Annotated in this window: 31 protein-coding genes and 1 pseudogene; 15 read left to right on the top strand and 17 right to left on the bottom strand. The window is 63.1% G+C overall.

All coding sequences use genetic code 11. The annotated features are described in order from the left end of the window. Window positions 1-143 (top strand): annotated as a pseudogene (locus KBY73_RS14740) (photosystem II D2 protein (photosystem q(a) protein)); the annotation flags it as partial. Between the two features lie 55 nt (window positions 144-198). On the opposite strand, the gene KBY73_RS14745 reads toward KBY73_RS14740, so the two are convergent. Next, window positions 199-852, bottom strand: coding sequence for an aspartyl/asparaginyl beta-hydroxylase domain-containing protein (locus KBY73_RS14745; RefSeq protein ID WP_254937820.1), 654 nt, complete (start codon window positions 850-852; stop codon window positions 199-201). Between the two features lie 255 nt (window positions 853-1,107). On the opposite strand from KBY73_RS14745, the gene KBY73_RS14750 reads away from it, so the two are divergent. The 3 genes from KBY73_RS14750 to KBY73_RS14760 all read left to right on the top strand — a co-directional run bounded on the left by KBY73_RS14750 (window position 1,108) and on the right by KBY73_RS14760 (window position 3,787). After that, window positions 1,108-1,233, top strand: coding sequence for a hypothetical protein (locus KBY73_RS14750; RefSeq protein ID WP_254937821.1), 126 nt, complete (start codon window positions 1,108-1,110; stop codon window positions 1,231-1,233). A gap of 215 nt (window positions 1,234-1,448) precedes the next feature. After that, window positions 1,449-2,906: an iron uptake porin gene (locus KBY73_RS14755; protein WP_254937822.1), complete on the top strand. Its 1,458-nt coding sequence runs from the start codon at window positions 1,449-1,451 to the stop codon at window positions 2,904-2,906. A gap of 230 nt (window positions 2,907-3,136) precedes the next feature. Then, window positions 3,137-3,787, top strand: coding sequence for a J domain-containing protein (locus KBY73_RS14760; protein ID WP_254937823.1), 651 nt, complete (start codon window positions 3,137-3,139; stop codon window positions 3,785-3,787). A 24-nt stretch (window positions 3,788-3,811) separates the two neighbouring features. Here the strand turns inward: KBY73_RS14760 and ndhO are convergent, their stop codons facing one another. After that, window positions 3,812-4,057: an NAD(P)H-quinone oxidoreductase subunit O gene (gene ndhO / locus KBY73_RS14765; protein ID WP_254937824.1), complete on the bottom strand. Its 246-nt coding sequence runs from the start codon at window positions 4,055-4,057 to the stop codon at window positions 3,812-3,814. Between the two features lie 101 nt (window positions 4,058-4,158). On the opposite strand from ndhO, the gene KBY73_RS14770 reads away from it, so the two are divergent. Continuing rightward, entirely contained in the window at window positions 4,159-5,094 is a 936-nt protein-coding gene (locus tag KBY73_RS14770; RefSeq protein WP_254937825.1) for a TIGR01777 family oxidoreductase, read from the top strand. Here the strand turns inward: KBY73_RS14770 and KBY73_RS14775 are convergent. The 4 genes from KBY73_RS14775 to KBY73_RS14790 are packed head-to-tail and all read right to left on the bottom strand — an operon-like array spanning window position 5,051 to window position 7,411. After that, window positions 5,051-5,317 carry a hypothetical protein gene (locus KBY73_RS14775; RefSeq protein WP_254937826.1) on the bottom strand — a complete coding sequence of 89 codons (267 nt, stop codon included), beginning with the start codon at window positions 5,315-5,317 and terminating at the stop codon, window positions 5,051-5,053. The genes KBY73_RS14770 and KBY73_RS14775 overlap by 44 nt on opposite strands. 6 nt (window positions 5,318-5,323) lie before the next feature. Beyond that, complete coding sequence (locus KBY73_RS14780) at window positions 5,324-6,532, bottom strand: lipid-A-disaccharide synthase-related protein (RefSeq protein ID WP_254937827.1); 1,209 nt, start codon at window positions 6,530-6,532, stop codon at window positions 5,324-5,326. Further along, window positions 6,529-6,951, bottom strand: a complete 423-nt coding sequence (locus KBY73_RS14785) for a M48 family metallopeptidase (RefSeq protein ID WP_254937828.1) — start codon at window positions 6,949-6,951, stop codon at window positions 6,529-6,531. The genes KBY73_RS14780 and KBY73_RS14785 overlap by 4 nt, the downstream gene beginning before the upstream one ends. Window positions 6,952-7,000: 49 nt before the next feature. Next, a complete protein-coding gene (locus KBY73_RS14790) occupies window positions 7,001-7,411 on the bottom strand; it encodes an iron-sulfur cluster assembly accessory protein (protein ID WP_254937829.1) in 411 nt (136 codons plus the stop codon). Between the two features lie 98 nt (window positions 7,412-7,509). Between KBY73_RS14790 and zds the strand changes: the two genes are divergently transcribed. The 3 genes from zds to KBY73_RS14805 are packed head-to-tail and all read left to right on the top strand — an operon-like array spanning window position 7,510 to window position 9,966. Beyond that, window positions 7,510-9,003 carry a 9,9'-di-cis-zeta-carotene desaturase gene (gene zds / locus KBY73_RS14795; protein WP_254937856.1) on the top strand — a complete coding sequence of 498 codons (1,494 nt, stop codon included), beginning with the start codon at window positions 7,510-7,512 and terminating at the stop codon, window positions 9,001-9,003. A gap of 8 nt (window positions 9,004-9,011) precedes the next feature. Next, complete coding sequence (locus KBY73_RS14800; RefSeq protein ID WP_254937830.1) at window positions 9,012-9,455, top strand: SRPBCC family protein; 444 nt, start codon at window positions 9,012-9,014, stop codon at window positions 9,453-9,455. Next, complete coding sequence (locus KBY73_RS14805) at window positions 9,427-9,966, top strand: hypothetical protein (protein WP_254937831.1); 540 nt, start codon at window positions 9,427-9,429, stop codon at window positions 9,964-9,966. Before KBY73_RS14800 ends, KBY73_RS14805 begins: the two co-directional genes overlap by 29 nt. Here the strand turns inward: KBY73_RS14805 and KBY73_RS14810 are convergent. From KBY73_RS14810 to KBY73_RS14830, 5 genes are read right to left on the bottom strand one after another with little or no spacing between them, the layout of a single operon-like run. After that, window positions 9,923-10,753, bottom strand: coding sequence for a uroporphyrinogen-III synthase (locus KBY73_RS14810; RefSeq protein ID WP_254937832.1), 831 nt, complete (start codon window positions 10,751-10,753; stop codon window positions 9,923-9,925). The genes KBY73_RS14805 and KBY73_RS14810 overlap by 44 nt on opposite strands. 11 nt (window positions 10,754-10,764) lie before the next feature. After that, entirely contained in the window at window positions 10,765-11,976 is a 1,212-nt protein-coding gene (locus tag KBY73_RS14815; RefSeq protein WP_254937833.1) for a TPR domain-containing glycosyltransferase, read from the bottom strand. A 45-nt stretch (window positions 11,977-12,021) separates the two neighbouring features. Then, entirely contained in the window at window positions 12,022-13,671 is a 1,650-nt protein-coding gene (locus KBY73_RS14820; RefSeq protein ID WP_396097244.1) for a glycoside hydrolase family 3 N-terminal domain-containing protein, read from the bottom strand. After that, window positions 13,661-14,053 carry a 30S ribosome-binding factor RbfA gene (rbfA, locus tag KBY73_RS14825; protein ID WP_254937834.1) on the bottom strand — a complete coding sequence of 131 codons (393 nt, stop codon included), beginning with the start codon at window positions 14,051-14,053 and terminating at the stop codon, window positions 13,661-13,663. Before rbfA ends, KBY73_RS14820 begins: the two co-directional genes overlap by 11 nt. A gap of 2 nt (window positions 14,054-14,055) precedes the next feature. Next, complete coding sequence (locus tag KBY73_RS14830) at window positions 14,056-14,262, bottom strand: DUF751 family protein (RefSeq protein WP_106633081.1); 207 nt, start codon at window positions 14,260-14,262, stop codon at window positions 14,056-14,058. A gap of 65 nt (window positions 14,263-14,327) precedes the next feature. On the opposite strand from KBY73_RS14830, the gene KBY73_RS14835 reads away from it, so the two are divergent. Beyond that, complete coding sequence (locus KBY73_RS14835) at window positions 14,328-15,047, top strand: glutathione S-transferase (protein ID WP_254937835.1); 720 nt, start codon at window positions 14,328-14,330, stop codon at window positions 15,045-15,047. Here KBY73_RS14835 and KBY73_RS14840 read toward each other — a convergent pair. After that, window positions 15,004-15,669 (bottom strand): DUF6816 family protein, encoded by a 666-nt coding sequence (locus tag KBY73_RS14840; RefSeq protein ID WP_254937836.1) that lies wholly within the window; start codon window positions 15,667-15,669, stop codon window positions 15,004-15,006. The genes KBY73_RS14835 and KBY73_RS14840 overlap by 44 nt on opposite strands. Between KBY73_RS14840 and KBY73_RS14845 the strand changes: the two genes are divergently transcribed. Continuing rightward, window positions 15,668-15,928 (top strand): chlororespiratory reduction protein 7, encoded by a 261-nt coding sequence (locus KBY73_RS14845; RefSeq protein WP_254937837.1) that lies wholly within the window; start codon window positions 15,668-15,670, stop codon window positions 15,926-15,928. The two genes, KBY73_RS14840 and KBY73_RS14845, sit on opposite strands and share 2 nt — an antisense overlap. A gap of 10 nt (window positions 15,929-15,938) precedes the next feature. Here KBY73_RS14845 and KBY73_RS14850 read toward each other — a convergent pair whose 3' ends face one another. Beyond that, complete coding sequence (locus tag KBY73_RS14850) at window positions 15,939-16,565, bottom strand: shikimate kinase (protein WP_254937838.1); 627 nt, start codon at window positions 16,563-16,565, stop codon at window positions 15,939-15,941. 70 nt (window positions 16,566-16,635) lie between these two features. Between KBY73_RS14850 and KBY73_RS14855 the strand changes: the two genes are divergently transcribed. Both KBY73_RS14855 and KBY73_RS14860 read left to right on the top strand, forming a co-directional pair. Next, a complete protein-coding gene (locus tag KBY73_RS14855; protein ID WP_254937839.1) occupies window positions 16,636-17,598 on the top strand; it encodes a 6-carboxytetrahydropterin synthase in 963 nt (320 codons plus the stop codon). Next, the gene (locus tag KBY73_RS14860; protein WP_261349948.1) at window positions 17,595-18,239 is read left to right on the top strand and encodes a dihydrofolate reductase family protein; all 645 of its coding nucleotides are present in this window, start codon (window positions 17,595-17,597) and stop codon (window positions 18,237-18,239) included. The genes KBY73_RS14855 and KBY73_RS14860 overlap by 4 nt, the downstream gene beginning before the upstream one ends. Here KBY73_RS14860 and KBY73_RS14865 read toward each other — a convergent pair. Next, window positions 18,212-18,634 (bottom strand): hypothetical protein, encoded by a 423-nt coding sequence (locus KBY73_RS14865; protein ID WP_254937841.1) that lies wholly within the window; start codon window positions 18,632-18,634, stop codon window positions 18,212-18,214. The two genes, KBY73_RS14860 and KBY73_RS14865, sit on opposite strands and share 28 nt — an antisense overlap. A 53-nt stretch (window positions 18,635-18,687) precedes the next feature. Here KBY73_RS14865 and KBY73_RS14870 point away from each other — a divergent pair, with 53 nt between their 5' ends. Beyond that, window positions 18,688-19,878 carry a GNAT family N-acetyltransferase gene (locus KBY73_RS14870; protein ID WP_254937842.1) on the top strand — a complete coding sequence of 397 codons (1,191 nt, stop codon included), beginning with the start codon at window positions 18,688-18,690 and terminating at the stop codon, window positions 19,876-19,878. Continuing rightward, window positions 19,871-20,257: a DUF4346 domain-containing protein gene (locus KBY73_RS14875; RefSeq protein WP_254937843.1), complete on the top strand. Its 387-nt coding sequence runs from the start codon at window positions 19,871-19,873 to the stop codon at window positions 20,255-20,257. The genes KBY73_RS14870 and KBY73_RS14875 overlap by 8 nt, the downstream gene beginning before the upstream one ends. A gap of 102 nt (window positions 20,258-20,359) precedes the next feature. Here the strand turns inward: KBY73_RS14875 and KBY73_RS14880 are convergent, their stop codons facing one another. Next, on the bottom strand, window positions 20,360-21,967 hold the full coding sequence (locus tag KBY73_RS14880) for a B12-binding domain-containing radical SAM protein (protein ID WP_254937844.1): 1,608 nt from the start codon (window positions 21,965-21,967) through the stop codon (window positions 20,360-20,362). A 156-nt stretch (window positions 21,968-22,123) separates the two neighbouring features. Between KBY73_RS14880 and KBY73_RS14885 the strand changes: the two genes are divergently transcribed. Further along, window positions 22,124-22,216, top strand: coding sequence for a cytochrome b6-f complex subunit 6 (locus tag KBY73_RS14885; RefSeq protein WP_106633090.1), 93 nt, complete (start codon window positions 22,124-22,126; stop codon window positions 22,214-22,216). Here KBY73_RS14885 and KBY73_RS14890 read toward each other — a convergent pair. Beyond that, window positions 22,203-23,426 (bottom strand): MFS transporter, encoded by a 1,224-nt coding sequence (locus KBY73_RS14890; protein ID WP_254937845.1) that lies wholly within the window; start codon window positions 23,424-23,426, stop codon window positions 22,203-22,205. The genes KBY73_RS14885 and KBY73_RS14890 overlap by 14 nt on opposite strands. Beyond that, the gene (gene rimO, locus KBY73_RS14895; protein ID WP_254937846.1) at window positions 23,423-24,823 is read right to left on the bottom strand and encodes a 30S ribosomal protein S12 methylthiotransferase RimO; all 1,401 of its coding nucleotides are present in this window, start codon (window positions 24,821-24,823) and stop codon (window positions 23,423-23,425) included. The genes KBY73_RS14890 and rimO overlap by 4 nt, the downstream gene beginning before the upstream one ends. Window positions 24,824-24,895 lie beyond the last annotated feature (72 nt).

The raw sequence follows: 24,895 nt of genomic DNA on the forward strand, positions 1-24,895 counted from the left end.
CTGAGGATCCTGAATTTGAAACCTTCTACACCAAGAACATCTTGCTGAATGAAGGTCTGCGTGCCTGGATGGCACCGGCTGACCAGCCGCATGAAAACTTCGTCTTCCCTGAAGAGGTTCTGCCCCGCGGCAACGCTCTCTAGGAGAAAAGTTTAATTCGGTTAATCCAGTTTTTAGCGCCCCGAAAGGGGCGCTTTTTTATGGCTCAATTGTCTTGGCTGCAAATTTCTGCCAGAAGCTGCGTTCAGCAGCTTGCTGCTTTGCATTGGCCTCTCGCAGAATGGGGGCAAGCGCAGCTAAGTTCAGCACCCATCGATTCAGGCTGTTAAGCGGCCAGCGCAGCGGTCGCTCGAAGTCCACGAAAAGCACAACTCTGTATCCATCGGTGTTATTCCAAACTTGGTGATTGTAGGTGTCATCAAAAACCAGGCACCGTCCCTCTTGCCACATGTGCACCTGATCAGCAATGCGGATGCGGCATCGCTTCCGAGGTTCCGGCACCATTAGGCCAAGGTGCATGCGGAGCACCCCTGCCCACGCACCTCGGTGGGGGGGGATCTTCTTTCGGGGTGAAAGGATTGAGAAGAAAGCAGTGGTGCAACCTGGAATCACTGCCAAAACGCGCATGGTTTCTGGGCAGCGCCTGGCATTTTCCCTGCAGTTCATTCCTACACCTTTTAGGAAGAAGGTTTTCCAGTTGTCATCCTTCTGGATGCCGCCCACTTCCCGCAGGATGTCCTGGAAATTCGGCATCCCCTCCCGATATTCCATCACCGCATCTAGTTCCCTGCGCACGTTGCACCAGTTGGCCTCCACTTCGCTAATCCAGCTGAATTGCTCAGTGGAAAACACAGGTTGATCTCCGTGGATCGCGAAATGGCACACTATTTTCTCCAGTACTCCATGGATCCAGCGGCGTAGGAGTTTCCGGCGGCTGCGAGCCGGTGATGTCCACTGCCGCCTGGCCAGATGCTTAGGTCTGCTGGTTAGGGAGTGGCTGGACCCATCCATGAGTCTTGATTGGAATTTGTGCGCTAAAGATCGTATGAAAAGGGCTCTTAGCTTTGGTCCTTTCCCCCTTAAGATGGGTTTGATCTGTCAGCAGTGATGTGGCATTCCGTTTCGGCGGGCGCCGAATGCATCGCCGGCTGGCTCCAATCCCCAGAGGAGGAGGTGCCCGTGAGTTCCAGTTGTTTCACCCAGGGTCTGCTGATCGCGGAGAACGCCGGCTGATTTCGGCGCCTGATTCCTGATCAAACGGTTCCGCGCCATAGCGGACCCGGCGAGAGCCCCCGACGAGCCCCGTGCCCGTCGGGGGCATCGTTTTGGCGGGGAAAGTAGCAGGAGAGCGCGTGTCATTGTGCGCAGTGGCACAGGCCTAGGCGCAGTTGCTGTGATACCGAGTGATTATGAGTTCGGCGCATTGCGCCATCTCGTGTGAGGAACCCATGAAACTCTTTAAGCAACTCTTGGTTGCACCTGCAGCCCTCGGCCTGCTGGCCCCCGTGGCCGCTACCGCAGCTGAGCTCAACTTGGACGGCGTCAACAAGTACGCCTCCGAGGAGCAAGTCACCAGCATCTCCCAGTTCTCTGACGTCAAGCCCACCGACTGGGCTTACCAGGCTCTGTCCAACCTGATCGAGCGCTACGGCTGCGTCGCTGGTTACCCCGACGGCACCTACAAGGGTGCCCGGGCCATGACCCGCTTCGAAGCAGCTGCTCTGCTTAACGCTTGTCTAGACCGCGTCACCGAAGTGACCGACGAGCTCAAGAAGCTGATGGCTGAGTTCGAAAAGGAACTCGCCATCCTCAAGGGTCGCGTTGACGGCCTTGAGGCCAAAGTGGGCGAGCTGGAAGCCAACCAGTTCTCCACCACCACCAAGCTGAAAGGCCTGGCCACCTTCGTAGTGGGCGGTGCCTCTAACACCGGTTTCGGCGACGAGGTCACTTTCAACTATGACGTTCGTCTGACCTTCGACACCAGCTTCACCGGCAAGGACCTGCTGCGCACCACCCTGCGCTCCGGCAACTTTGCTAATTCCGCCTTCGGCAACGGCAACACTACCTTGGAAGTCGCTTTCCAGGAAGAAACAGGTGGTCGCGGCACCACCAGTGGCCAAGACACGGTTGGCATCAACCGCCTCTTCTATCAGTTCCCCGTGGGTGATGGCCTGACCGCCACCTTTGGTGCCAAGGTTCGTCAGGATGACATGCTGGCCATGTGGCCCAGTGTTTATCCTTCCGACACCATTCTTGACCTGTTCACTTTTGCAGGTGCTCGCGGTACCTACAGCCTGAACCTGGGAGCCGGTGTTGGCGTCTCCTATCAGAAAGATGGATTCAGCATCAGCACCAACTTCGTTTCGAACGAAGCCGCTGCTGAAAGTTCCCAGATTGGTGTTGGCGAGGCTTACACCTTCACCACCCAAGTTGGCTACGCCGGCAAGAACTTCGGTGCCGCTCTTGCTTACACCTACTCCGATTTCGCTGATTTTGGCCAGATCGATGGTGTGTATTCAAACAACATGGGCCTAAGCGCCTATTGGCAGCCCTCTGAAGCGAGCTGGGTGCCCTCTATCAGCGCCGGTTTTGGTTACGGCACCTCCAGTGCCTCCCTCTTGGATGACAACTGGAGCTGGATGGTTGGCCTGCAGTGGGCTGATGCCTTCGTTAAGGGCAATTCCCTTGGTATGGCAATCGGTAGTGCTGGTCAGGCTGCCTTGGGTGCCGGTCAAGGCACTGGCGGCCTCTGGTTCGATAATGGTGAAGACACCATCGCCTACGAACTGTTCTACAAGTTCCAAGTCACCGACAACATCAGCGTGACCCCTGCGTTCTTCTACATCGAGAACACCGGCGTTAGCGATACCGTTGGCGGCCTGCTCAAGACCACCTTCAAGTTCTGATTCTCAGAACAAATAGGGCCGGATTCCTCACACACCTCCGGTCCTTTCCTCCTCCACTTCTCAACACACACACCTCAATCAACCCCGGCTCACCCCGGGGTTTTTTGTTGGGCAGCAACAAGCGATGTTGGCAGGCAGCGCGGCCTGAGTTCCTAAAGTCATCAACAAATTCCTTTGCCTGCGGAGGCTGAGCCCTGGCTGCTGCTGAACCCACTGCCGATCCTTATCGCGTGCTGGGTGTTTCACCCACTGCTAGCGGCGCTGAAATCAAGGCCGCCTACCGGGCCCTGGTGAAGCAACACCACCCGGATGCCGGCGGCGATGACCGCACAATCCTGGCTCTAAACGCTGCCTGGGAGGTTTTACGCGATGCCGATCGCCGCCGCCGCTACGACCTCACAGCGCCCACCTCTTTAGATCCTGCTGGCGCCAGCTTTTCCGTGAAGCGGGCCCGTGCCCAGTCGACACGCAGCGCTGCCACTGATGCCGTGTTGCAGCAGTGGTTGCAGCAGGTGTATGGGCCGATTGATCGGCTTTTGGCTCAGGTGATCAACCCATTTCCAGCCCAGCTCAAGGCTCTTTCGGCTGATCCCTACGACGACACCTTGATGGAGTCATTCTGTGCCTTTCTTGAACAAGGCCAGTCCCGCGTCGACAAGGTCGAGTTGATCTACCGCTCCCAGGTATGTCCACCAGGCGGACAAGCATTTGCCCTCGATCTTTATCACTGCCTCAGCTTGGTGAAAGACGCTTTAACTGAACTGGAGCGCTACACCATGGGCTACGTGGATTCATATCTGCACGACGGTAGGGAGCTGCTGAAGCAAGCTCGCCAGCGCCGTCAGAACTTGCAGTCCCAGCGGCGGGAGCTAGGGATTTGAGCCAAAAGATGGCCCCCGTTGGCTTTAATTACTAAAGACTTCCAGCTGATCCAGCCGCAGCCATACATCCGGCACCGGGCGTCGCCAGCGCAGCTGGGCATAGTCGCCCTTGATAGCCAGGATTTCGCCAGGACCTTCAATCAAGTAGCCCGGCAGTGCATCGCTCGCGTTGGCTTCCAGGCTGCCGCTGTAAGCAGCTTTATTTACCCGCACCAGGCTGCCCTTCTTTAAGGGCGTTTGGGCTGCAGGTGCTGGGGCGGCGTCAGCCATGGTGAATTTGTCTGTTGGCTCAGGCTAAGGCGCACCGGGCAGTCCAGACCAGCTCGTCTCAGTTGCAACCGCCTAGCCTCCCTCAAGCTGTTAAGTCTGAAATGCGGCTGCTGCTGCTGGGTTGTTCGGGGTTTGTTGGCCGCGAGCTGGTGCCTTTTCTGCTCGAGCTAGGCCATGAGCTGACCCTCGTGAGTCGTCAGTCCCAGCCCTTTCCGGCTCTGGTTGGTAAGAGGCTGGCCTGCATACGCCTAGATCCGGCCGATGCGGCCAGTTGGGCCGATAACGGCCTTGATAGGGCCCTTTCTGAGGCGGAGGGTGTTGTGAACCTCGCCGGTGAGCCGATCGCTGAACGTCGTTGGACCCCTGGCCACTGCCAGTTGTTGCTGCAAAGCCGTGTTCGCACCACTGAGCTGCTGGTGGCTGCCTTGGCGCGGTTGGAGCAGCCCCCCGCCGTGCTGGTTAATGGTTCAGCTGTGGGCTTCTACGGCTCCAGTACGCAGATGCGCTTCAGCGAGACCAGCCCCGCCGGTAGTGATTTTCTGGCCGAAATCTGCCAGCGCTGGGAAGCGGCCGCTGATCAGGTTCCAGCTGCTTGCCGGTTGGTGAAGCTGCGCATCGGCATCGTGCTCGGCCCCGATGGTGGTGCCCTCGGCAAGATGTTGCCCATCTTCCGTTTGGGTTTCGGTGGGCCAGTCGGATCCGGACGCCAGTGGATGAGCTGGATTCATCGCCACGATCTCTGTCGCTTGATCGCCACGGCCCTTGAAGATGGCGCCTACAGCGGGGTCTACAACGCCGTTAGCCCGGAAGCCACCACCATGGGCCTGTTCGCCAGCGCCCTAGGCAAGGCCCTAGGACGCCCCAGCCTGTTGCCCGTGCCGGGGCCGATCCTGCAGCTGTTGCTTGGCGATGGGGCCCAGGTGGTGCTGGAGGGCCAGCAGGTGGTGCCCGAGCGCTTGCTGGCCCAGGGGTTCACTTTTCAGTATCCCCAGCTCAGCGCTGCCCTCGCCGCTGCCACCAACCCAGCACCCCGCTGAGCAGCGCTGCTCCCATCAGCAAGCCAATTGCCGGGGTAAAAAGCGGCTCCCACAGCCGCTGAAACAACTCCAGGGGGGCTTCGATGTGCTGGCTGTGCAGGGTTACGGCCACGGCAAACCAAATTGCCCCGCCAATCACCACAAACACATCCACCACCAGCAGGGTGTCCATCGATCCCTTGAGTTGCTGCAGCAAGCTGGGAGAGGGGTTAGGTGTGGACATTGCAGCTCAGAGACCTTGATTAGGGCGCAGCATTGCCATGATCGCCGCTGCGATCGCCTGGCTGCCGCCGGGCGCGCCGATTCGCTCCAGGCCAATGGCCGCCAGGGACTGGCGTAGGGCTGGTCCTTGCTTGGGATCGCTTTGCTGCTCCAGCAGTTCCTGGGCTAGCTGGGCGGTGGCGGCCAGGCTTGCTGCACTGCCGCTGCTGCCGGGGGCGCAGCGCACGCCAGGGCCAAGCAAGCGGCGCTGGGCTTCAGCAAAGCCCGCTGTGAATTGGGGGCCCTGTCCCACCAGCTGCAGCACTGGCTTGCCTAGCCCCACGGCCTGTTCGGCGGCGGTGCCAGCCATGCACAGCACCAGCTGGGAGGAGGCCAAGATCTCCCCAAACTGACCCCAGCCAAGTTCAACTGCCAGGGGGCCGCGAACCAGCCGGTTGCTTGCCTCGAGCCGCCAGCCCAGGGAGCCGGCCAGCTTGGCAACGCGACTGCCGTCGAGCTCAGGCACTAGGGCGGCGCGTAGCCGCAGGGGCTGGCTGCGCGCCCATTCCTCGGGCAGCAGGGCCAGCACCCGCAGCATTAGAGCGAAATTGCGCGCCGCTTCCGGCAGGCGGCTGCCTGGCACCAGCGCCAATTGCAACGCCGGCAGTGGCAGTGATTCGCTTGTGTCGGCGCTCACCACGTCGAGGAAGGGATTGCCGAGGAAGACCACGGCACGTTTCAGTTGCTGGCTGAGGTCGTTGGCGGTTAGGGAATCGCGGCTCCAGATGGTTTTGATGCTTGCTTGGTTCAGCAGCCAGCCGCAGGGCCAGGGCAGGCGCAGGCGGCCTTCGTAGTGGCTGGAGTAAGCCACTAGGTAAACGGCGCTGGGCAGGCCCGAGAGCCAGCTCCCCAGTACCGCCAGCACATCGCCCACGGCCACCACCAGGCCGTAGTGGCGGCGGCGGCGGCGTAGAAGCAATAGCCGGCCGAGCACATGGCCCATCTGGCCTTCCAGCAGCTCGCTGAGCCGTCCGCGCAGGCTGGTGTAGCCGAGACCGCCCGTGCTGCAGCTGCGGGTGCGGCCCAGCACCGGCACGCCCCGCTGGCGATAGGGGCTGCCGTGACCCACCAAGGGCAGGGCCTCAACCGGGATTCCCCGCTGCATCAGCTCGGCAGCTACAAGGGCACCACTGAGGTCTTCCCCGTGGCCGTTGCTGAGTAGCAGAACCGGTTTCAACCCGCCAGCCAGGCCTTCAGCTTCTCCATGGCCTTCCAGCCTGGTTTGCGCACTAGGCCATCGGCGATCGACTCCTGCAGTTCGCCAGTCATCTCAGGCGCCATTGCCATTACCCGCTGCACAATTTCGACGTGTTCGCGCACCCCTTTGGCGCCCGTTTCCAGCATGGCCAGGCTCAGGTTGATGCGGGCTTGGGGATCCTGGGGGTTGAGGCGCACGGCAGTTTTGGCGGAGCGCAGGGCGGCTTGGGGTTGCTCATCGAGCAGCTGCAGCCAGGCCAGGCAGGTCCATCCCGCCGACTGGTTGGGGGACTGCTCGGTGATGGCGATGAAGCTATCGATCAATTCAGCTGGTGCCACTCCCTCCTGGTAGCGCTGCATTGCCTGCTCGAACAGGGAGGGTGCTTCTGCTGAGGTCATAGGGAGGCGGCTTGCCTGGTCATGTGCTCAGATTGCCACCCGATAGGCATCACACCGCAAACGAGCTGCCGCAGCCGCAGGTTTGGCTGGCATTGGGGTTGGTGAAGTTAAAGCCGCCGCCGATTAGGGCTGAGGAAAAATCCAGCTGCATTCCGTAGATGTAGAGCAGGCTCTTGGGATCACACACCACCGCGAAACTGGGAGCATCGGCAGGTTCGTAGGTGTAGTGCTCGTCATCGCCCTGGATCGCGCTGGCATCGATGAAGTCCATCGTGTAGCTCATGCCGCTGCAGCCCCCGGAGCGCACGCCCACCCTCAACACCTTGGCCTCGCCCTGCTGGTTCATCAGAGCCCCCAGCTGCTTCATGGCCGGTTCGGTGATCAGGATCCCTTTCCCGTCTTTGGCTGTGAAGGTGGGTTGGGCCTGGGCTGCAACAGCTGTGACAGTTTCCGTACCCATCGAGATCTACGCCGGTTCCAACCACTGTATGAAGGCTCCCCGTTCGCTGCCTGGCGGAGTGTCTCCATAGAGTCAGCGCACTAATGAGGGTTGAAAGGGTGCAGGTCGCCATCGTGGGAGCGGGACTGGCCGGTTTATCTGCGGCGGTGGATCTGGTGGATGCCGGCCATCAGGTGGATCTCTACGAGGCCCGGCCGTTTCTGGGCGGCAAGGTGGGCAGCTGGGTGGATGAGGGCGGCAACCACATTGAGATGGGGCTGCATGTGTTCTTTTTCAACTACGCCAACCTCTTCGCCCTGATGCGCAAGGTGGGGGCGATCGACAACCTGCTGCCCAAGGACCACACCCACTTGTTTGTGAATACTGGCGGCGATCTGCGCGAGCTCGACTTTCGCTTCGCCCTTGGCGCGCCCTTCAACGGCTTGAAGGCCTTCTTCACCACTCCCCAGCTCGACTGGATCGACAAGCTGCGCAATGCCCTAGCCCTGGGCACCAGCCCGATCGTGCGCGGCTTGGTGGACTACGAGGGGGCAATGAAGACGATCCGAGCCCTGGATCGGATCAGCTTCCAGGAGTGGTTTGTGGGCCATGGCGGCAGTGAGCAGAGCATTAAGCGGATGTGGAATCCGATCGCCTATGCCCTGGGCTTCATTGATTGCGAGGCGATCTCGGCCCGCTGCATGCTGACGATCTTCATGATGTTTGCTTCTAAAACCGAGGCCTCCAAGCTCAACCTGCTCAAAGGCTCGCCCCACCGCTGGCTCACGGGCCCGATCCTCGACTACATCCAGCAGCGCGGCGGCCGGCTGCATCTGCGCCACCGGGTCACGGAGGTGCATTTCGAGGAGGGGGAAGCTGGCGTCGATGGCCAGCCCGCTACCCGGGTGAGCAGCCTCACTCTCGGCACCCCTGAGGGCGATGTCTCTGTAGTCGCAGACACCTATTTGGCCGCCTGCGATGTGCCTGGTATTCAGCGAATGCTGCCCCAAACCTGGCGCCGCTGGCCCCTATTCGACAACATTTACAAACTTGATGCGGTGCCGGTGGCCACCGTGCAGCTCCGTTATGACGGCTGGGTGACCGAGCTCGGTGATGGCGCCGCCGCCACCGCCGCCCGCGCCGATCTCAGCAGCCCCGCTGGCCTCGACAACCTGCTTTATACCGCCGACGCTGACTTCAGCTGCTTCGCCGATCTGGCCCTGGCCAGTCCCGAGGATTACCGCAAACAGGGGCAGGGCTCCTTGCTCCAGTGCGTGCTCACCCCAGGTGATCCCTGGATTCCCAAGAAAACCGAAGAGATCGTGGCCCACACCGACGCCCAAGTGCGAAGCCTGTTCCCTTCGGCCGCGGGCCTGAAGCTGGTGTGGAGCAACGTGGTGAAGCTGGCCCAGTCCCTTTACCGCGAGGCTCCCGGCATGGAGCCTTACCGGCCAGAGCAAGCCACGCCGGTAGCCAATTTTTATCTGGCCGGTAGTTACACCAAGCAGGATTACATCGATTCGATGGAAGGCGCCACCATGAGTGGGCGCTTAGCCGCAGCGGCGATCCTGGGAAGCCAGGCTGCGCTGGCCACCAACACCTCTGTTTCGTAGGAGATTCCATGGGCCGTTGGCTTGAGCACAGCGTCACCACAGAGATCCGGGCCTCGGTGGATCAGGTGTGGGAGGTATGGAGTGACTTGGAGGCGATGCCCCAGTGGATGCGCTGGATCGAGTCGGTTGTAACCGAGCCGGGCGATCCCGATCTCACCGATTGGACCCTGGCGGCGCAGGGTTTCCGCTTCCATTGGAAAGCCCGTATCAGCCAGCGGGTGGAGGCCCAGCAACTGCACTGGGAGTCGGTGGGAGGCCTGCCCACTAAGGGAGCGGTGCGCTTCTACTCCCAGGCGCCCGAGCTCACGGCGGTCAAGCTGAGCGTCAGCTATGAATTGCCTGGGGTCTTGGCACCATTGATGGAACCAAGCATCCTGGGTGGAATTGTGACCAAGGAGCTTCAGGCCAACCTTGACCGATTCCGTGATCTCGTTGAAACCCGCAACCCTTAAGTTCCTCGGCTCTGCCATCGCTGCAGCCCTGCTGCTGGTCTCCTGCTCTGGGGAGAAGCCCCCGCAGGCCACCAGCCAGGCAACCCCTCCGCCCAAGTCGCAGGCGGCGCCCCCAGCACCAGCGCCTGTTGGGGCACCAGCTCCCTTGGCAGGACTGACACCCCTGCCCAGCTCCAACCAGGTGGTGGCTTCCGTTGCCTCTGGGCGTGTTGATCCCTTTGCACCTTTGCAGATAAGCGCAACCCGACCGGTACTTCTCAGCCTTCCCCCTGGCTTGATCTTCAACGGCGTGATTCGCTCCGGCGGCACCCCTGAGGCTCTGGTGCAGTTCGGTGCGGAGAGCGGCACCTTGCGGGTTGGTCAGAGAGGCGGCAGCACCACGGACTCCAGAACCATGGATTACCGAACCACGCCCCTACTGCCGGCTGGTTGGAGCGTGGCCAGCATCGATGTTCAAAAGGGTCGCCTCACCCTGCGTCAGGGCAAGCAGGCGGTGACGGCCGAGCTCTGAGGCTGCGGCCGCAGGCCTCCACCAGTCCATTCAAGTCATGGGGATCGGCTTCAGCATCGACGCGGCCGAGTAGCTGCAGGCAGCGCTCGCTGGTTTGGGGTCCAATTGAAACCACCGCCACCCCCTCCAGCTGGCTGCTCCAGGTGGGCCCGAAAGCCCCTTCCAGCAGCTGGCAGGTGTGGCTCACGGTTTTGCCGCTGCTGAAGGTGATGGCGTCGAGGCGCCGGTGCTCTAAGGCGGCCACCGCAGCGCTGGGTAAACCCTCGGGACAGCCGGTTTCGTAGGCGGCAACTTCAACCACCCGGACACCAGCAGCGGCGAAGGCATCCGCTAGCAGTGTGCGGCCGCCGCTCTGCACCCGGGGCAGCAAAAGGCGCAGCCCCCAGCCTGAGACGGGAAAGTGCTCGAGCAGGCTGTCAGCCACAAAGCTGGGCGGGATGAAGTCGGCGGGCGATCCAAGCGATTCGAGCTGCGCCGCGGTTTTGCGGCCTACCGCAGCGATCTTGAGGTGGCTGGGCCGCCGTGCCAGGGAGCGGCCGATGCGGCGCAGCCGCTGCTCCACTGCCTCAACTCCGTTGCCACTGGAAAAAACCAGCCAGTGGAAATCATCGAGCTCGGCCAGGGCATCGTCGAGGGGCCCCCATTCATCTGGTTGGGTCACCACCAAGGCAGGGAGGTCGACCACCCTGGCGCCAGCGGCTTCAAACAGGCGCCGGGCTTCCCCTAGCTGGGTTTCGGCCCTGGTCACGGCGATGCTGCGGCCGCTCAGATAGGAGTCAGAAGCCATGGCCAGGGGGATCACTGGTCATCCAGCTTGACCATGCTGCCCGCCTGTTGCCGCAGTGCTTCCGCTTCGCTTTGCCGGTTTTGCTGCTCCAACAGGGCGATCGCCTGGCGGAAGCCGCTGCGGGCCCCTGGCACGTCACCGCTGAGCAGCAGGGCCACGGCCAAGTTCTGCTGGGCGGCGGCCAGGTTTGGATCGCGCTCCAGGGCTGAGCGGTAGGCCGCGATTGCCGCCGGCAGCTGACCGCGTCGCCGCTCGCTGATCCCCAGGTGCAGCCAGCCGAGTCCCAGTTCGGGCGCCGCTGCGCAGGCCTGGCGGCACAATTCGCAGGCCTCTTCCAGGGCGCCCTGGCTCGTGGTGCCGGGCTCTTGCAGCAGGGCGGACAGATTCAGCCGGGCCGCCAGGGTGAGCCTCGCCGGCAGGGGTAGCTCCAGGGCTTGGCGGTAGAGCTGGCTGGCGTGTTTTGGGTCGCTGCTGCCCAGGGCGATCGCCAGGTGCAGCAGCAGCTCGTAGCGCTCGGGATGGCGGCTGGCTGGGCACCGGGCTAACCCCTGCTGCAGCAAGGCAATGCCGCGTTCGCGGTTGCCCTCGCTCACCTCCAGGCTGCCGAGCTTGGCGCAGGCGTAGGGATCTCCCGGCTGGGAGGCCAGGTCGGCCTCCATGGCCTGGCGCAGCCGTTTCGCCTTGGCGCCGCTGGCCAGCAGATCAGTGCGGTAGCCATCGTGGGCCAAGGCAGGCACAGCGCAATCAGCCAGTTGCCAGTGGGGCTCCTTTCCCAGCAGGGCCAGCACGCTGTCATCCACCATCGAGTGGTAGGGCCGGCTCCAGTGAATGGCTGGATGGCGGCGAAACAGGCGGCTCACATTTGAGTAAGGCGACTGGGCCGCCCCCAGCTCCTGCCGCAGCAGGTTGATCAGCAGTAGATCCGGCTCGGCCATCAGGGCTTGGAGCGGCTGGCGGGCCTCGGGCAGCAGCCACTCGTCGGCATCGAGCACGAGCACCCAGTCCCCGTTCACGTGCCCTAGGGCCTCATTGCGGGCCGGCGCGAAATCCCCTGGCCAAGGCAGCTGGTGTACAACCGCACCGCAGCTCTCGGCGATGGCGATGGTGGCATCGCTGGAACCGGTGTCCAGCAGCACCATCTCATCGACGAAGCCCGCCACCGAGGCCAGGCAGCGCTCCAGCCGCTCGGCTTCGTTGCGCACGATCATCGAGAGACTGAGCATGGGCCGGATGGGGACGGGGCGAGAAACGGACAGCTCGGCTCCGGCTCAGTCGGTGAAGCCAGCGCCCGCTTCAGTGTCTCCCAGCCCCAGTCCACTGCCCAGTCTTTGCAGAGCTTCGGCCTGAGCCAGGGGCATCTGGCCGGGGCTGTAAACGCCAGGGACGCCCGGTGGCAGTAGGGGGCGCAGCTCCTCCCAGAGGTAGGGGCTGCCGTACACCACCAGCCCCGCCAGCCTTCCTGCTCTTGCTAGTTGACGCAGGGCCGCGGGCCAGGGCTCGGCGCTGCCGGCGCTGCCGCGGAAGGGATTGCCTCGCACAAACAACTGCAGCAGCACCTGTCCTGGGCCGAGCCGCTCCAAGGCGAGGGGGGCGTCGGTGTCGGTGCCCCAAGGGCTGGGGCTGCGGGCCTCCAGCAGCACGGTGCGCCAGCCGCGGGATTCGGGCCGAGCCAGCGCTGGAGCGGTGGCGCTTAGCACTGCGGCGGCTGCGGCTAGGGCTGAGTCGAGCCTGATCAGGTTGATGCCGGCCTGGGGGGTGGCGGCGCCGGTGCTGCCGGCTGTCTCCAAGGTGGTCCGCACCAGCTCCAGGGCCAGGGACTGGTTGGGCTGGGCGGCCGCCTCTGGATCGGCAATGGCCAAGGCCGCTTCAGGCCCAGCGCAGCGCTCCAGGGCCTGAAGGCGGCGCTCGGCACTGGCTTCCAGCTGCTCAACACTGAGCCGGCCGCTGGCCACCGCTTCAGCGATGGCGGCGATGGCGGCATCCGCATCGGCGGGCATTAAAACCAGATCTGCCCCGGCTTCCAGGGCCAGCACGGCCGCCTCACCGGCGCCGTAGTGCCCGGTGATCGCGTCCATCACCAGGGCATCGGTCACGATCAATCCAGCGAAGCCCAGCTGCTGGCGCAGCAGCCCGGTAAGCACCGGCTTGGACAGGGTGGCTGGCCGCTCTTGATCAAGCTCCGGCAGCATCAGGTGGGCGGTCATCACTGAGGCCACTCCAGCAGCGATCGCCTGTTGAAACGGCGGAAGCTCGATCGCCGCCAGCCGCTCGCGGCTGTGGGGCAGCAGGGGCAGGGTGATATGGGAGTCGCTGCTGGTGTCGCCGTGGCCAGGGAAGTGCTTGGCGCAGCCGAGCACCCCAGCTGCCTGCACGCCCCGCACAAAGGCTGCTGCCAGCGCCCCCGCTTTGGCTGGATCTTCCCCCCAGGCCCGCACATTGATCACCGGGTTGGCCGGGTTGTTGTTGACATCGCACACCGGCCCCAGCACCCAGTTGAGCCCCAGGGCTTGGGCATCCCGGCCCGTGCATTGCCCGTAGCGTTCGGCTAGCTCAAGCGCCTGTTGGGGCTCGCGTCCGTAGAGGCGTCCCAGGGCTAGGGGTGGCACCAACCAAGTGGCGCCGTCGAAACGCTGACCCACCCCCTCCTCCACATCGGCGCAGAGCAGCAGCGGCCCAGCGGCCCAGCGGCGCAGCTGGGTGCAGCGCAGGGCCAGCTCGGCGGCGCTGCCGCCAAGCAGGATCACACCGCCCACGCCAGCTTCCAGCAGGCTGCGGAGCTTGTTGTTAGGCAGCTCCCAGCGGGGGTAGCCGCGTTGGTGGTCGGCGAGTTTGCCGGTGGCCCGCACCACGATCAGTTGGTGGATCAGGCGCAGCAGGGCTGGACCGGCGGTTTGGGTCGCGCTTGGTTCAGAGATCACTGGCTTCAGCGGGTTCGCCCTTCTCCTGCCGCTCGTCTTCTAGGCGATTGAGCAGCCCCAGCACTGTGGTGCCCTTTTCGATGCCTCGATCGAGCACAAACACCACCTCAGGGGTGCGCCGCATTTTCAGCCGCCGGCTCAGCTCACCTTTTACAAAGGGGCTAGCCGAACGCAGCCCTGCCATGGCTTGCTCTTTGTCGGCGTCGCTGCCGAAGACGCTCACAAAAATCTTGCAGTGCTGCAGATCGCCGGCCACTTCAACTGTGGTGACACTCACCATCCCCTGGTTGACCCGCTCGTCCTTGATGCCGCCAATCAGCAGCTCACTAATTTCGCGGCGGATCAGGGAGGCCACCCGCTCCACCCGTCGGCTCTGTGCCATGGCTATGCCAGCGGTGCTGGGTTCACCATCGCATGCAGGATCAGCCCCAGGCTCAGCAGGCCGCTGACGCCGGCGCCAATCAGGGCAACCGCAGTTACCGGATTGCGGCCCCGGGCTGCCAGCGGCTCGAACACCGAATTGGCCACACCTAGGCCAAAAGCCACCAGGTAGCGCGGGTAGCGCGTCACATTCAGGAAGAAGTCCTTCATCGCCCGGGGTGGTCGGTCCTTGCTGCTTGCTGGCTACTCTGCCGCCCAGAGGTCAGGTTTGAAGCATGGAACTGCACCAGTTCAGGCATTCGGCCTTTTGCGAGAAGGTGCGGCTGGTGTTGGCCGCTAAACGGCTCGACTACACCGTTGTCGAGGTCACGCCCGGCTTGGGCCAGCTGGAACTCTTCCGCCTGTCGGGCCAGCGCCAGGTGCCAGTGCTGCTGGATGGCAGTGAAGTAATTGCCGATTCCACGGCCATTGCCCTTTATCTGGAGCGGCATCACCCCGAGCCGCTGCTGCTGCCCGAGGCCCCGGCCGAGCGAGCCAGGGTGCTGCTGATCGAAGACTGGGCCGATACCGCCCTTGCTGCTGGCTGCCGGCTTGCCCTGGTGCAAGCGGCGGCTGTTGATCCGCTGTTGCGCTCCGCCCTGCTGCCCGACTCCACCCCCGGCCCCCTGCGTCAGCTGGTCAGCAACCTGCCCGCCGCCGTGATGGCTGGCGTCGGCGAGGCGGTGGCAACGGTGGTAGGCAGTGCTGAGCGCCAGCAGCTGCAGACCAACCTTGAGCAGTTGGCTGTGCTGGTTGCCGATCAGCCCTATTTGGTGGGTGATCGCCTCACCCTTGCCGATCTGGCCGTTGCCGCCCAGTTGGGCTTGCTCAAATTCCCGGCTAGTAGTGGTGCGCCCCTGGCGGGCCAAGGGGTTAGCGGCATCGCCGACCACCCGCTGCTGGAGCCCCTGTTCAACTGGCGGGATCGGATTGTGCTGGAAGCGGGTCGGGGCTGATCGGCGTCAGGGTTAGTTGGAAATGGCCGCTGCTGCTGGCCGCCGCGGCTAGCCCCAAAGCTGGTGAGGGATAGCTGGCTTGCCACTGTTCGGTTGTAACCGTGCCGTCGGGATTTTGGCTGTAGTGGCTCAGGGTTTCCACCCGGCTCACCCGGGGGTCGCCGGGGCCGTGCAGTACCTGCAGGGCCAGTTCGTCAGCCCAGAAGTCGGTCGGATTGGGCGACTCGCTGCGGCGTCCCACCACCGTCGATTCCAGTTGCTGATCACCCGCCAGCAAGGCGATCTGGCGGTTTGGGTTGGCCGGATCATTGCGCACTTGCAGCAGGGCAGCGCCCAGCAGGGCCCGGCCGATCGCGGTGGCATTGAAGGCCCGATCGCCCACCACCGCTCCGCCTGGGTCGGGGCTGAAGCGCACCTCGTAGTCCAGGTCCTCGCTGCGCACCTGCCAGCGCCCGGCCATCCAGTCGGGGTAGCTCAGATCCTGGTGGCCGGCTCGAGTTGAGGGTCGCTCTAGGGGAGCGGGCAGGCGCCACTCGGGCCAGTGGGCGGCCCGTTCCGCCAGCACGCCCGGCCCCATCGCCAGCAGCAGCGCCAGGATGGGCGCCAGTAGGGCTCCAGTCATGTCCGATCCCCTGTTGCGGGAGCTTGATCATTACGTGGTGCTGGAGCCAGGTGGCGGCGAGCGGATTCTCACGGCGGCCGAAACCCTGGCCTGGCTTGAGGCCCGGCTTGCCAAGCTGGAGCCGGTGCCGGCAGATCTGGCCGGTCTCCCTAGCCCAGGCTTGCAGGCCCAGCGACTGCTGGAAACCGCCTGCGAACTGGAGTTGGCGCCTGGACTGACGATTCAGTGGTTTGCGGTGCGGATCGAACCGCCCGGCTAAGGGGGGGAACTCAGTTGAGGGATGGCGTGATCTGTCCATCGGCCTGGCGCAGCTCCACCGGGGCCTCAGGCACCGCAGCTGGGTCTTTGAGAATGGCTGGCAGATCGGCCAGCACCTGCTGGGCCACTTGGACGGGGCTATCTCCAGCCTGCTGCACCCGCAGGTCGGCCTGGGCATAGAGCGGTTGCCGTTGGGCCAGCAGCTCGCCTAGGCGGGCGCCGGGGTCACCGGCCTGCAGCAGGGGCCGGGGGGTTGAATCGGCGCGCAGGCGTTGCAGCAGTAATGGCGCTGGCGCATCCAGCCACACCACCACCCCCTGGCGCATATGGCCCCAGTTCTCTGGCCTGTTCACCACTCCACCTCCGGTGGCCACCACCAAGGAATGCCAGCTGGCGATCTGGCCAAGCACCGCGGTTTCCAGTTCTCGGAAGCCGGCTTCGCCGTCAGTGGCGAAGATTTCGGGGATGGTGCGGCCAGCAACCTGCTCTAGGGCATCGTCGGCATCAAGGAAGCGGTAGCCCAGCGCTTCGGCCAAGGGGCGGCCGACGGCGCTCTTACCAGCGCCCATCATGCCGATCAAATAAACATTTAGCCCTTGTAAGCGCTGGGTCAAGCTTGGCGATGGGGGTTTATTCATGGCGGGGTTTTCCTGGTTCGACGCCTTGGCCCTTGCCCGTTTCTAGGATGGTGAGCCACCGACTCGGGCGATGACGGCTACTGCAACAGCGTCAGGTTTCTCGCCGAACTCGGCCAGCTCCAGCCACGGACGGGGCCGCCCCTGCGTAATTACCAGGCGGGCCACCTTTAGTGCCAGTCATCGCTATTGGTTGCCGGAGCTCAGCGCTGAAGAGAATCAGGCCCGCTTCGGCCCCTGCAGCCTGGCCCCCGGCCACGGCCACAACTACACCTTGGTGGTGGCCATGGCTGGTCCGCTCGATGCGGACGGCATGGTGCTCAATCTCTCTGAGGTGAAGCATGCGATCCGGGCTGAGGTGACGGCCCAGCTCGATTTTCGCTACCTCAACGAGGCTTGGCCTGAGTTCGACCTGGATCGTCCTGAGGGCAAGCTGCCTACTACCGAAGCCCTTTGCCAGGCCATCTGGACCCGCTTGGCTCCCCAGCTGCCCCTGGTGGGGCTGCGTCTGCACGAAACCGACACGCTCTGGGTCGACCTGCTCGCCCCGGGCTCCGCCCCAATCCCCATGGAAGCCTTTCTTTCGATCCGCACCCACTTCGCCGCCGCCCACCGCCTGGCCCGGCCCGAGCTCTCCCAAGGCGAAAACGAAACCATCTACGGCAAGTGCGCCCGGCCCCATGGCCACGGCCACAACTACCTGCTCGATGTAACCGTCCGCGGCCCGATCGATGCCCGCACCGGCATGGTCTGTGATCTGGCGGCTCTGCAGCAGCTCGTCGACGATCTGGTGGTGGAGCCCTTCGACCACACCTTCTTGAACAAGGACGTGGAGTATTTCGCCAGCACGGTGCCCACCGCTGAGAACATCGCCCTTCACATCGCCGACCTGCTCAGCGCCCCAATTGCAGCCACCGGCGCCCGCCTTCACAAGGTGCGCCTGCAGGAAAGCCCTAACAACGCTGCCGAGGTGTTTGCTGAAACTCCCCAGCTGGAAATGGTGCCTGCGGCGCTCGAAGCCCTGGTGGCTGGCTGAGCCCCGTGCTGCGGCTGGTGCTGGCCGTCAGCCTGGATGGCCGCTTGGCGCCCCCGCAAGGTGGGGCTGCCCAGTTGGGTGGAGTTGGGGATCGTCAGGTGTTGGAGGAGGCCCTGGCCTGGGCTGATGGCTGCCTGATCGGTGCCGAAACCCTGCGCTGTCATGGCAGTACCTGCCTAATTCGGGCGCCTCACCTGCTGGCTCAGCGTGCAGCCAGCGGCCGCGCTGAGCAGCCGGTGGCCGTAGTAGTGAGTCGTAGCAACGATATTTCCCCGAATTTGCATTTCTGGCGGCAGCCGTTGCAGCGCTGGTTGCTGACGCCCAAGCGATCGCCGCTAGCCCCGGCTTTCGATCGTCGCCTGGATCTAGAGAGCTGGGGTGGGGGCCTGGCTGCCCTGGCGGATCAGGGGCTGGAGAGTCTGGTGGTGCTGGGCGGTGCGGCCCTTGCCGCCAGCCTGCTGGCCGAAGGCTGGATCGATGAGCTGCAGCTGACGCTTTGCCCTCGGCTGCTGGGCGGACCCCATGCCTGGTTGCCCCTGGAGGCCGCAGTTCAGGCTGGGGATTGGTGCCTGCAGGAGCACCGGCGTCTGGAGGGTGAGGAGTTGCTGCTGCGCTACCGCCGCGTCTTGGCGAAGCCCTGAGCCAGCTCCCGCAGGGGAACCTGCTGGAGGGTGTCGGCGGGCAGGCCCAGCATGCGGGCCAGGCAGCGTTTCAGCACTACTTCGCTGTCGGCGCCGAAGTCGCCGCGGATCAGATCGCCCAGCACCGCCAGGCCCCGACCACTCGAGGCGGTTTCCTCAACCAGGCACTGGCTGGTGGGCCGGGCCAGCTGGGCGCAGGGAGCTTCTAATTTGGCGGCCAGGCTGGCATTGCCGGCGGCTGCGGTTTCCACGCAAACGGTTTTCAGCCGTTGCTCCAGTTGGGGGCGTACCAGCTGCAACACCGGCAGCAGCAGGCTCGTCAGCAATACGGGCCCAAAAAGTACGGGGGCGAACAGTTGCACCGGAGTTGCCAGGGCACGGAACGATTGAGGCACCAAGGCGGCGCAGCTGTAGTTAGTTTTGCCCCTTGCGAGCCCCCATTGCAGCCATGGCTGAGTTGCAGGCCCGCTGGCACCAAAGCCTGGCCGAGATTCCCGAAGCCCATTGGGATGCCCTGCTGGCCGCGGCGCATCCCCAGGAGTTGCCTTTTTATCGCTGGCGCTGGCTGCAGCAGCTCGAGGCCAGCGGCAGCATTGCGCCGCGGGAGGGCTGGCAGGGCTGTCATCTGGGCCTGTGGCGCGGCGAGGTGTTGCTGGCGGTGGCTCCCCTCTATTTGAAGGGCCACAGCTACGGCGAATTCGTTTTCGACCAGAGTTTTGCCCAGCTCGCTGGCCAGTTGGGCCTGCGCTACTACCCAAAGCTGGTGGGCATGAGCCCGGTGAGCCCGGTGCAGGGCTACCGCTTCCTGATCGATCCCGCTGAGGACGAGGCGGAGTTAACCGCTTTGATGCTTGAGCTGATCGATGCGTTCTGCCGCCAGCACTCCATCCTCAGCTGCAATTTTCTTTATGTGGATCCAGGTTGGCAGCCGCTGGCTGAGGCGGCTGGCTGTGCTGCCTGGGTTAATCAGCAGAGCCAGTGGATCAACCCCGGCCATAACGATTTCAATGCCTACCTAGCCAGCTTCAATGCCAACCAGCGTCGCAACATAAAGAGGGAGCGGCAGGCGGTGGCAGCCGCTGGCCTCACGGTTACGCCCCTGTTGGGCGAGGCAATCCCGCCGGCGTTAGTTGGGCGCATGTATGACTTTTATGCCCAGCACTGCAGTCGGTGGGGGGCTTGGGGCAGCAAATATCTGAGTGAATCCTTTTTTGCCGCCCTGGCTGCCGATCCGGAGTTGCGGCGCCACATAGTGCTCTTCAGTGCCCATCGCGGCCATCCCGGCGAGCCGGTGGCCATGTCCCTGTGCGTCCACGCCGGCGACCAGCTCTGGGGACGCTACTGGGGCAGTGATGAGCAGATTGACTGCCTGCATTTTGAGGTCTGTTACTACGCACCAATTGCCTGGGCAATCGAGCGCGGCATCCGCGCCTTTGATCCCGGCGCTGGCGGTAGCCACAAGCGCCGTCGGGGTTTCGTGGCCCAGCCCCGCGTCAGCTTGCACCGCTGGAGCGATCCACGCTTTGCCTCGATCCTGCAGCGCTGGTTGCCTGGGGCTAATGAGGAGATGGCCGAGCTGATGGCGGCTATGAATGCGGAGCTGCCTTTTACGGCTGCCTACGATCCACCTCATGCCTGAAGTACCTTCCAGCCGCCAACAGCTCGATGACCAGCTCTCCCAGCGGTTCATCGCCTTAGACCCAGCCGGCTACTTCCTAATTCGCATCGATCGCGAGGCGGCGGAGCTGGTGGTTGAGCACTATGGCAATGGCATCGATGAGCGGGGCTTAGCCACCGATCCCGATACCGGAGAGGTATTGAGCTGCCGTGGTGGCGGCGGCGTTCGCGAGCCCTTGGCAGTTTTCCGGGGCTGCAGTGCCAAGCAACTGGGTATTGACCTGACCGAAGGTCCAGGCCCTCACCCGCTCACCTGCCTAGACCACGCCCTGTATCTAGGCAGGGAGCTTCAAAGAGCTCAAGCGTGCCTAGAGCAACGAATTGAATACGTCCAAGATTGAATATATAAAGATTGAATAAATCAAGATTGAGCCAATCAAGACTTAAAATATTGATTAAATGGCCTAGCCAAGCTTATCGAGTACTGGATTAAACGGCCACCTTTAAACAGGCTGCAGTTCGCGGCTCGGTTCGGCTGTGGTCTTTGGGGGATCGGGTGGCAAGGTGGCGAGCTGCTCTTCTATCTCGCGCCGCACGATTGCGCGGTATTCGAGGAAGTGTTCGTTGTGAGCCAGGATCGATATGAAGCCAGTGAAACGCTTCGGGTTATGGCGGTACATGCCGTAGAGCGCTTTCCAGAAACGCACCCTGGTGTTGCGCTTGAGGCCTTGGCGCCACAAAATTATTCCCAGTGCGCGCAGGTCAACCCAGCTGGTCGGCTTGGGCGGACGACTGCCTGGAACAACCAATGCCTTCCATTGCTGCGGTGGCAGTTTCAGGAAGTAGGAATAAACGCGATCAATGAAAGCGTTAGGCTCATAAAGGGCGCCGAAAGCATCTACATACTCATTGGCGATGTCGCGAATCGGCCGGGTGGGCTCGAAATTAAGCAGGTTGGTTTGGTTAACTCCTTTTGCTGCTGCCTTGCCTTCGATCAAGCGACCTTCTCTCTCGAGGCGATGCCAAAGAGCTGTATTTGGAAGGGCCTGAAGCATGCCCATCATGGCGTGGGGAATGCCAGTGCGGGTCACAAACTCGACGATCCTGCCGCCCGCGCCCTCTTTCTCGCCGTCGAATCCGATGATGAAACCAGCCATCACCCGCAACCCGTAGGAGGTGATTTTGTCGACAGAATCCACCAGGGAGCTGCGGGTATTTTGTAACTTACCGGCAGTTTCCAGGCTTGATTCGTCCGGGGTCTCGATGCCGAGGAAGACGCTCTCAAAGCGGCATTCCACCATCATTTGCATGAGGTCATCGTCCGCCGCCAGATCCACTGAGGCTTCGGTGGCGAAGCTGAATGGGAAGCCGTGCTCAATCTGCCATTGGCGCAAAAGCGGCAACAGCAATTTGACATTGCGCTTATTGCCGATGAAGTTGTCATCTACTAAGAACACTGAGCGGCGCCAGCCCAAGTCGTAGAGGCACTGCAGCTCGGCAACTAGCTGTTCAGGGTTTTTGGTGCGAGGTTTGCGCCCATACAGCACGATGATGTCGCAGAACTCACATTGGAAGGGGCAGCCTCGGGAGAACTGCACCGACATCTCTGAGTAGGCGTCTAGCTCTAGTAGGTCAAAGCGAGGAATCGGCGTTCCGGTTACATCTGGCTTGACGCCGTCAGAGCTGAACCGGCCATGGCTGTCACCCCGCTCAATGGCTTCGATGAACATTGGCAGGGTGATTTCACCCTCGTCGAGGATCTTGAAATCCGCGAGGTCGAGCTCGGGCGCATCTGGGGTGGAACTGGCAAAAGGACCTCCCACGGCGACTGGGATACCTCGCTGCTTGGCCTTGCCGATCTGAGTGGCCATATCGGCCTTCTGCACGATCATTCCGGAGATCACCACCAACTCGGCCCAGTCCCACTCGGCTTCGCTGACCTCGCGCACGTTGCGGTCAACCAGCTTCATTTCCCATGACTGGGGCAGCAGGGCTGCAACTGTGACCAGTCCCAAGGGCGGCAAAAGCACCTTGCGATCGATCAACTCGAGGATTTTTTCGTAGCTCCAGAAGGTTTTCGGGAACTCTGGGTAAACGAAGAGAGTGCGCATGCAAACAGCCGAACTGGGTTGATGACCGGGGAAAACCAGGGCGCTTTTTCTGCGCTGCTATGCGGTGTTAGTGACTGAAAGCTTAGGAGGTCTGCGGAAGTGCTGAAGGCAGCGTGCTTTCTGCTGTAATGGCCTCACCTTCAATGATGGCCTCCCATGGCTGCCGCGATTTACCTGGGTTTGTTTGGTGGTGGGCTTGCCGTTGCCATTGCCGCATCGATCGTGCTGCGCGGCATCAAACTGATCTGAGCTTCAGTCTCAGGCTCCTGCGGCTGATCAGCTCCTGCAGGCCCAAGGCGAAGCCCGCAGCCCCCAGCACTGCAAAGGTGCCCTGTAGCCCGAGAGTAAGGCTCATGGCAGCTGCCAATAGGCCGCTGAGGCCGCCCCCACCTAAGAAGGCGATCTGGCCTAACCCGGCCATGCGCCCGCGGATGGCCATTGAAGAACCCACCTGGCTGATCAAATTGACCCCTGCCAGCAGGCTGGCGGTGCCAGCACCGAGGGCGAAGGTGGCCGCCATACCTATTCCCACCGTTTTTGGGCTGCTGTAAGCGGCCATGACCAGTTGGGCTGTTGCGGTGATCAGGGTGCAGCTACCCAGCAGCAGGCCGGGCCGCTGGCTCAACCAGCGACTGTGACGCTGCAGAACCAGGCCGCCGCTGATGCTGCCTGCTGCCAACACACTGGTGAATAGGCCAAGGGCCTGGGGGGAGGGGCCCAGCAAATCCCGGGCCATCAAGGGGGCAAGGCCGGGGTGGAAGAAGCCAAGTAAACAAGCCAGAGCCGTGTAGATCAGCACGTGCCGCAGCACCGGACCACTGCCGCGCCAGGCGGCTCTGAGCCCACTGCTGGCTCCAGCCACGCTGCGCTGCTCCAGCCCCCTATTGGGGTGGAGCAGCCACAGCACTGAGGCGATGGGGATCAAGTAAGTGGCGGCATCGATCGCCAGGGCCGTGCCCGCGCCGGTCCAGGCCAGTAGCCAGCCCCCTAGGGGAGGACCCACCAGCTTGCCCACGTTGAACACCACCGAAAAGCTTGTGAGGTATGGAGCCAGTTGCTGGGGACCCTCCACCAGTAGGGCGCAATATTTGTTGCGGGCAGTGAGTTCGTAGGCACTGGCGATGCCTACTAGAAGGGTGCTCAATAGCAACAGGATTACCTGCAGATCACCCTTGCTCAGGGGTATCGCAATGGCTCCGAGCATGCCTGCTGCGAAAAGTCCCCATTGGGAGCGGATCAGCACGGCTTCGCAGCCCAGTTTGTCGGTCGCAACCCCTGCTGGCCCACTTACCAGCAGGGCAGGTAGGGCGAGCACCGCGAAATGGAGGGCCAGCACCAACGCATTGCCGCTGCCATCCATCAGGATCCAGCCCTTAGCCGTGAGGCCCGCGAAAGATCCAGCTGTGCTCAGTCCTGAGGCAACCAGAAAGGTGGTGCGTTGATGCGTCCGCCAGCTCAAGCGCCTAGGCGGCGGCTGTCAACGGCCTCAGCCACCATTGCCTTGGCGCCCACCACCTCGCCGATCAGGTCATAGGTGTCGGCAGCAATGATCCGCACCGGCACCATGGTGCCGGGTGCTGCGCAAAGTCCGCCCTCGCCTGGATGCACCCGCACTTCGCCATCCACCTCGGGGGCGAAGCGGGCGCAGCGGCCGAGCATCTCACCGCTGCTGGGATTCTCCTGCTCGATCAGCACATCCACGATCCGGCCCACCCAAGCGGCGTTGCGGGCGGCGGCGATCGGCTGCTGTAGGGCCATCAGGCGATCCTTGCGCTCTGCTGCCACCCCGGCGGGCACCTGATCCGGCAGGTCGGCGGCGGGGGTGCCCTCCTCCGGTGAAAAGGTGAACACGCCCACGTGGTCGAACTGCTGCTCGGTCACGAAATCGAGCAGGTGCTGGAAGTGCTCTTCGGTCTCGCCAGGAAAGCCCACGATGAAGGTGGTGCGCAGCACCGACTCGGGCAGCTGTTCGCGGATCCGCCGCAGCACGCCACCGGTTACGTCCGCTTGCCAGGGGCGGTTCATTGCCCGCAGCACCTCGGGGTGGCTGTGTTGCAGAGGCAGATCCAAATAGGGCAGCACGTTGGGCACCTCGCGGTAGGCCGTAAGCACTGCCTCGGTGAGGCCGGTGGGGTATGCGTAGTGAACGCGGATCCAGGGGATTTCCACCTCCCCCAAGGCCCGCAGCAGCTCCGCCAGCTGGGGCTTACCGGCCAGATCGAGGCCGTAATTGGTGGTGATTTGGCTGATCAACACCAACTCCTTCACCCCCTGAGCCGCTAGCTGCTTCGCTTCAGCCACGATGCTTTCGATCGGCCGGGAGCGCTGATTGCCGCGCAGGTGGGGAATGATGCAGAAAGCACAGCGGTAGTCACAGCCCTCGGCCACCTTCAGGTAAGCCACGGCTTCGCTGGTGGTGCGGTAGCGGGGCAGGTGCTCGTCGCCCACGAAAGTGGGGTTGGCGCTCACCTGATTGACCCGCTCGCCGGCCTCCACCCGCTCCAGCACGCTGACGATGTGTTGGTAGTCGCCGGTGCCCACGATCGCCTTGGCTTCGGGGAGGCTTTCGAGCAGCTCTTCCTGGAAGTGCTGGGCTAGGCAGCCCGCGATTATCAGTTCTTTTCCCTGTTCGGCTAGCTCCACCAGGGTGCGCACCGACTCCTCTCGTGCTTCCTGGATGAAGCTGCAGGTGTTCACAACCACCAAAGTGGCGTCGCTTTCATCGGCACTGACGCCGTAGCCGGCCTCGGCTAGCAGACCCAGCATGTGCTCGGTGTCCACGCGGTTTTTTTCGCAGCCCAAGTGGGCAAATGCCACGGTGGGCTTGGTTGCAGGAGCGTGGGTTTCCTGGGTCACGGTTTTACCAGGGCAGAGATTCACCCTACGTTGCACTCTGACGGCACCCTGAAACCCTGGTTTGCGCCTGCC

The organism is Cyanobium sp. Tous-M-B4, from assembly GCF_024345395.1.
GTDB lineage: Bacteria > Cyanobacteriota > Cyanobacteriia > PCC-6307 > Cyanobiaceae > Cyanobium_A.

Coding starts and splice junctions, on each gene's coding strand:
- KBY73_RS14815 (WP_254937833.1), bottom strand. CDS start 11,976: ATGCTCAGTCTCTCGATGATCGTGCGCAACGAAGCCGAGCGGCTGGAG.
- KBY73_RS14870 (WP_254937842.1), top strand. CDS start 18,688: ATGGCTGAGTTGCAGGCCCGCTGGCACCAAAGCCTGGCCGAGATTCCC.
- KBY73_RS14830 (WP_106633081.1), bottom strand. CDS start 14,262: ATGAAGGACTTCTTCCTGAATGTGACGCGCTACCCGCGCTACCTGGTG.
- KBY73_RS14785 (WP_254937828.1), bottom strand. CDS start 6,951: ATGACCTCAGCAGAAGCACCCTCCCTGTTCGAGCAGGCAATGCAGCGC.
- KBY73_RS14810 (WP_254937832.1), bottom strand. CDS start 10,753: ATGGCTTCTGACTCCTATCTGAGCGGCCGCAGCATCGCCGTGACCAGG.
- KBY73_RS14880 (WP_254937844.1), bottom strand. CDS start 21,967: ATGCGCACTCTCTTCGTTTACCCAGAGTTCCCGAAAACCTTCTGGAGC.
- KBY73_RS14875 (WP_254937843.1), top strand. CDS start 19,871: ATGCCTGAAGTACCTTCCAGCCGCCAACAGCTCGATGACCAGCTCTCC.
- KBY73_RS14775 (WP_254937826.1), bottom strand. CDS start 5,317: ATGTCCACACCTAACCCCTCTCCCAGCTTGCTGCAGCAACTCAAGGGA.
- KBY73_RS14755 (WP_254937822.1), top strand. CDS start 1,449: ATGAAACTCTTTAAGCAACTCTTGGTTGCACCTGCAGCCCTCGGCCTG.
- rbfA (WP_254937834.1), bottom strand. CDS start 14,053: ATGGCACAGAGCCGACGGGTGGAGCGGGTGGCCTCCCTGATCCGCCGC.
- KBY73_RS14845 (WP_254937837.1), top strand. CDS start 15,668: ATGTCCGATCCCCTGTTGCGGGAGCTTGATCATTACGTGGTGCTGGAG.
- KBY73_RS14800 (WP_254937830.1), top strand. CDS start 9,012: ATGGGCCGTTGGCTTGAGCACAGCGTCACCACAGAGATCCGGGCCTCG.
- KBY73_RS14835 (WP_254937835.1), top strand. CDS start 14,328: ATGGAACTGCACCAGTTCAGGCATTCGGCCTTTTGCGAGAAGGTGCGG.
- KBY73_RS14885 (WP_106633090.1), top strand. CDS start 22,124: ATGGCTGCCGCGATTTACCTGGGTTTGTTTGGTGGTGGGCTTGCCGTT.
- KBY73_RS14770 (WP_254937825.1), top strand. CDS start 4,159: ATGCGGCTGCTGCTGCTGGGTTGTTCGGGGTTTGTTGGCCGCGAGCTG.
- KBY73_RS14750 (WP_254937821.1), top strand. CDS start 1,108: ATGTGGCATTCCGTTTCGGCGGGCGCCGAATGCATCGCCGGCTGGCTC.
- KBY73_RS14855 (WP_254937839.1), top strand. CDS start 16,636: ATGACGGCTACTGCAACAGCGTCAGGTTTCTCGCCGAACTCGGCCAGC.
- KBY73_RS14840 (WP_254937836.1), bottom strand. CDS start 15,669: ATGACTGGAGCCCTACTGGCGCCCATCCTGGCGCTGCTGCTGGCGATG.
- KBY73_RS14850 (WP_254937838.1), bottom strand. CDS start 16,565: ATGAATAAACCCCCATCGCCAAGCTTGACCCAGCGCTTACAAGGGCTA.
- KBY73_RS14790 (WP_254937829.1), bottom strand. CDS start 7,411: ATGGGTACGGAAACTGTCACAGCTGTTGCAGCCCAGGCCCAACCCACC.
- ndhO (WP_254937824.1), bottom strand. CDS start 4,057: ATGGCTGACGCCGCCCCAGCACCTGCAGCCCAAACGCCCTTAAAGAAG.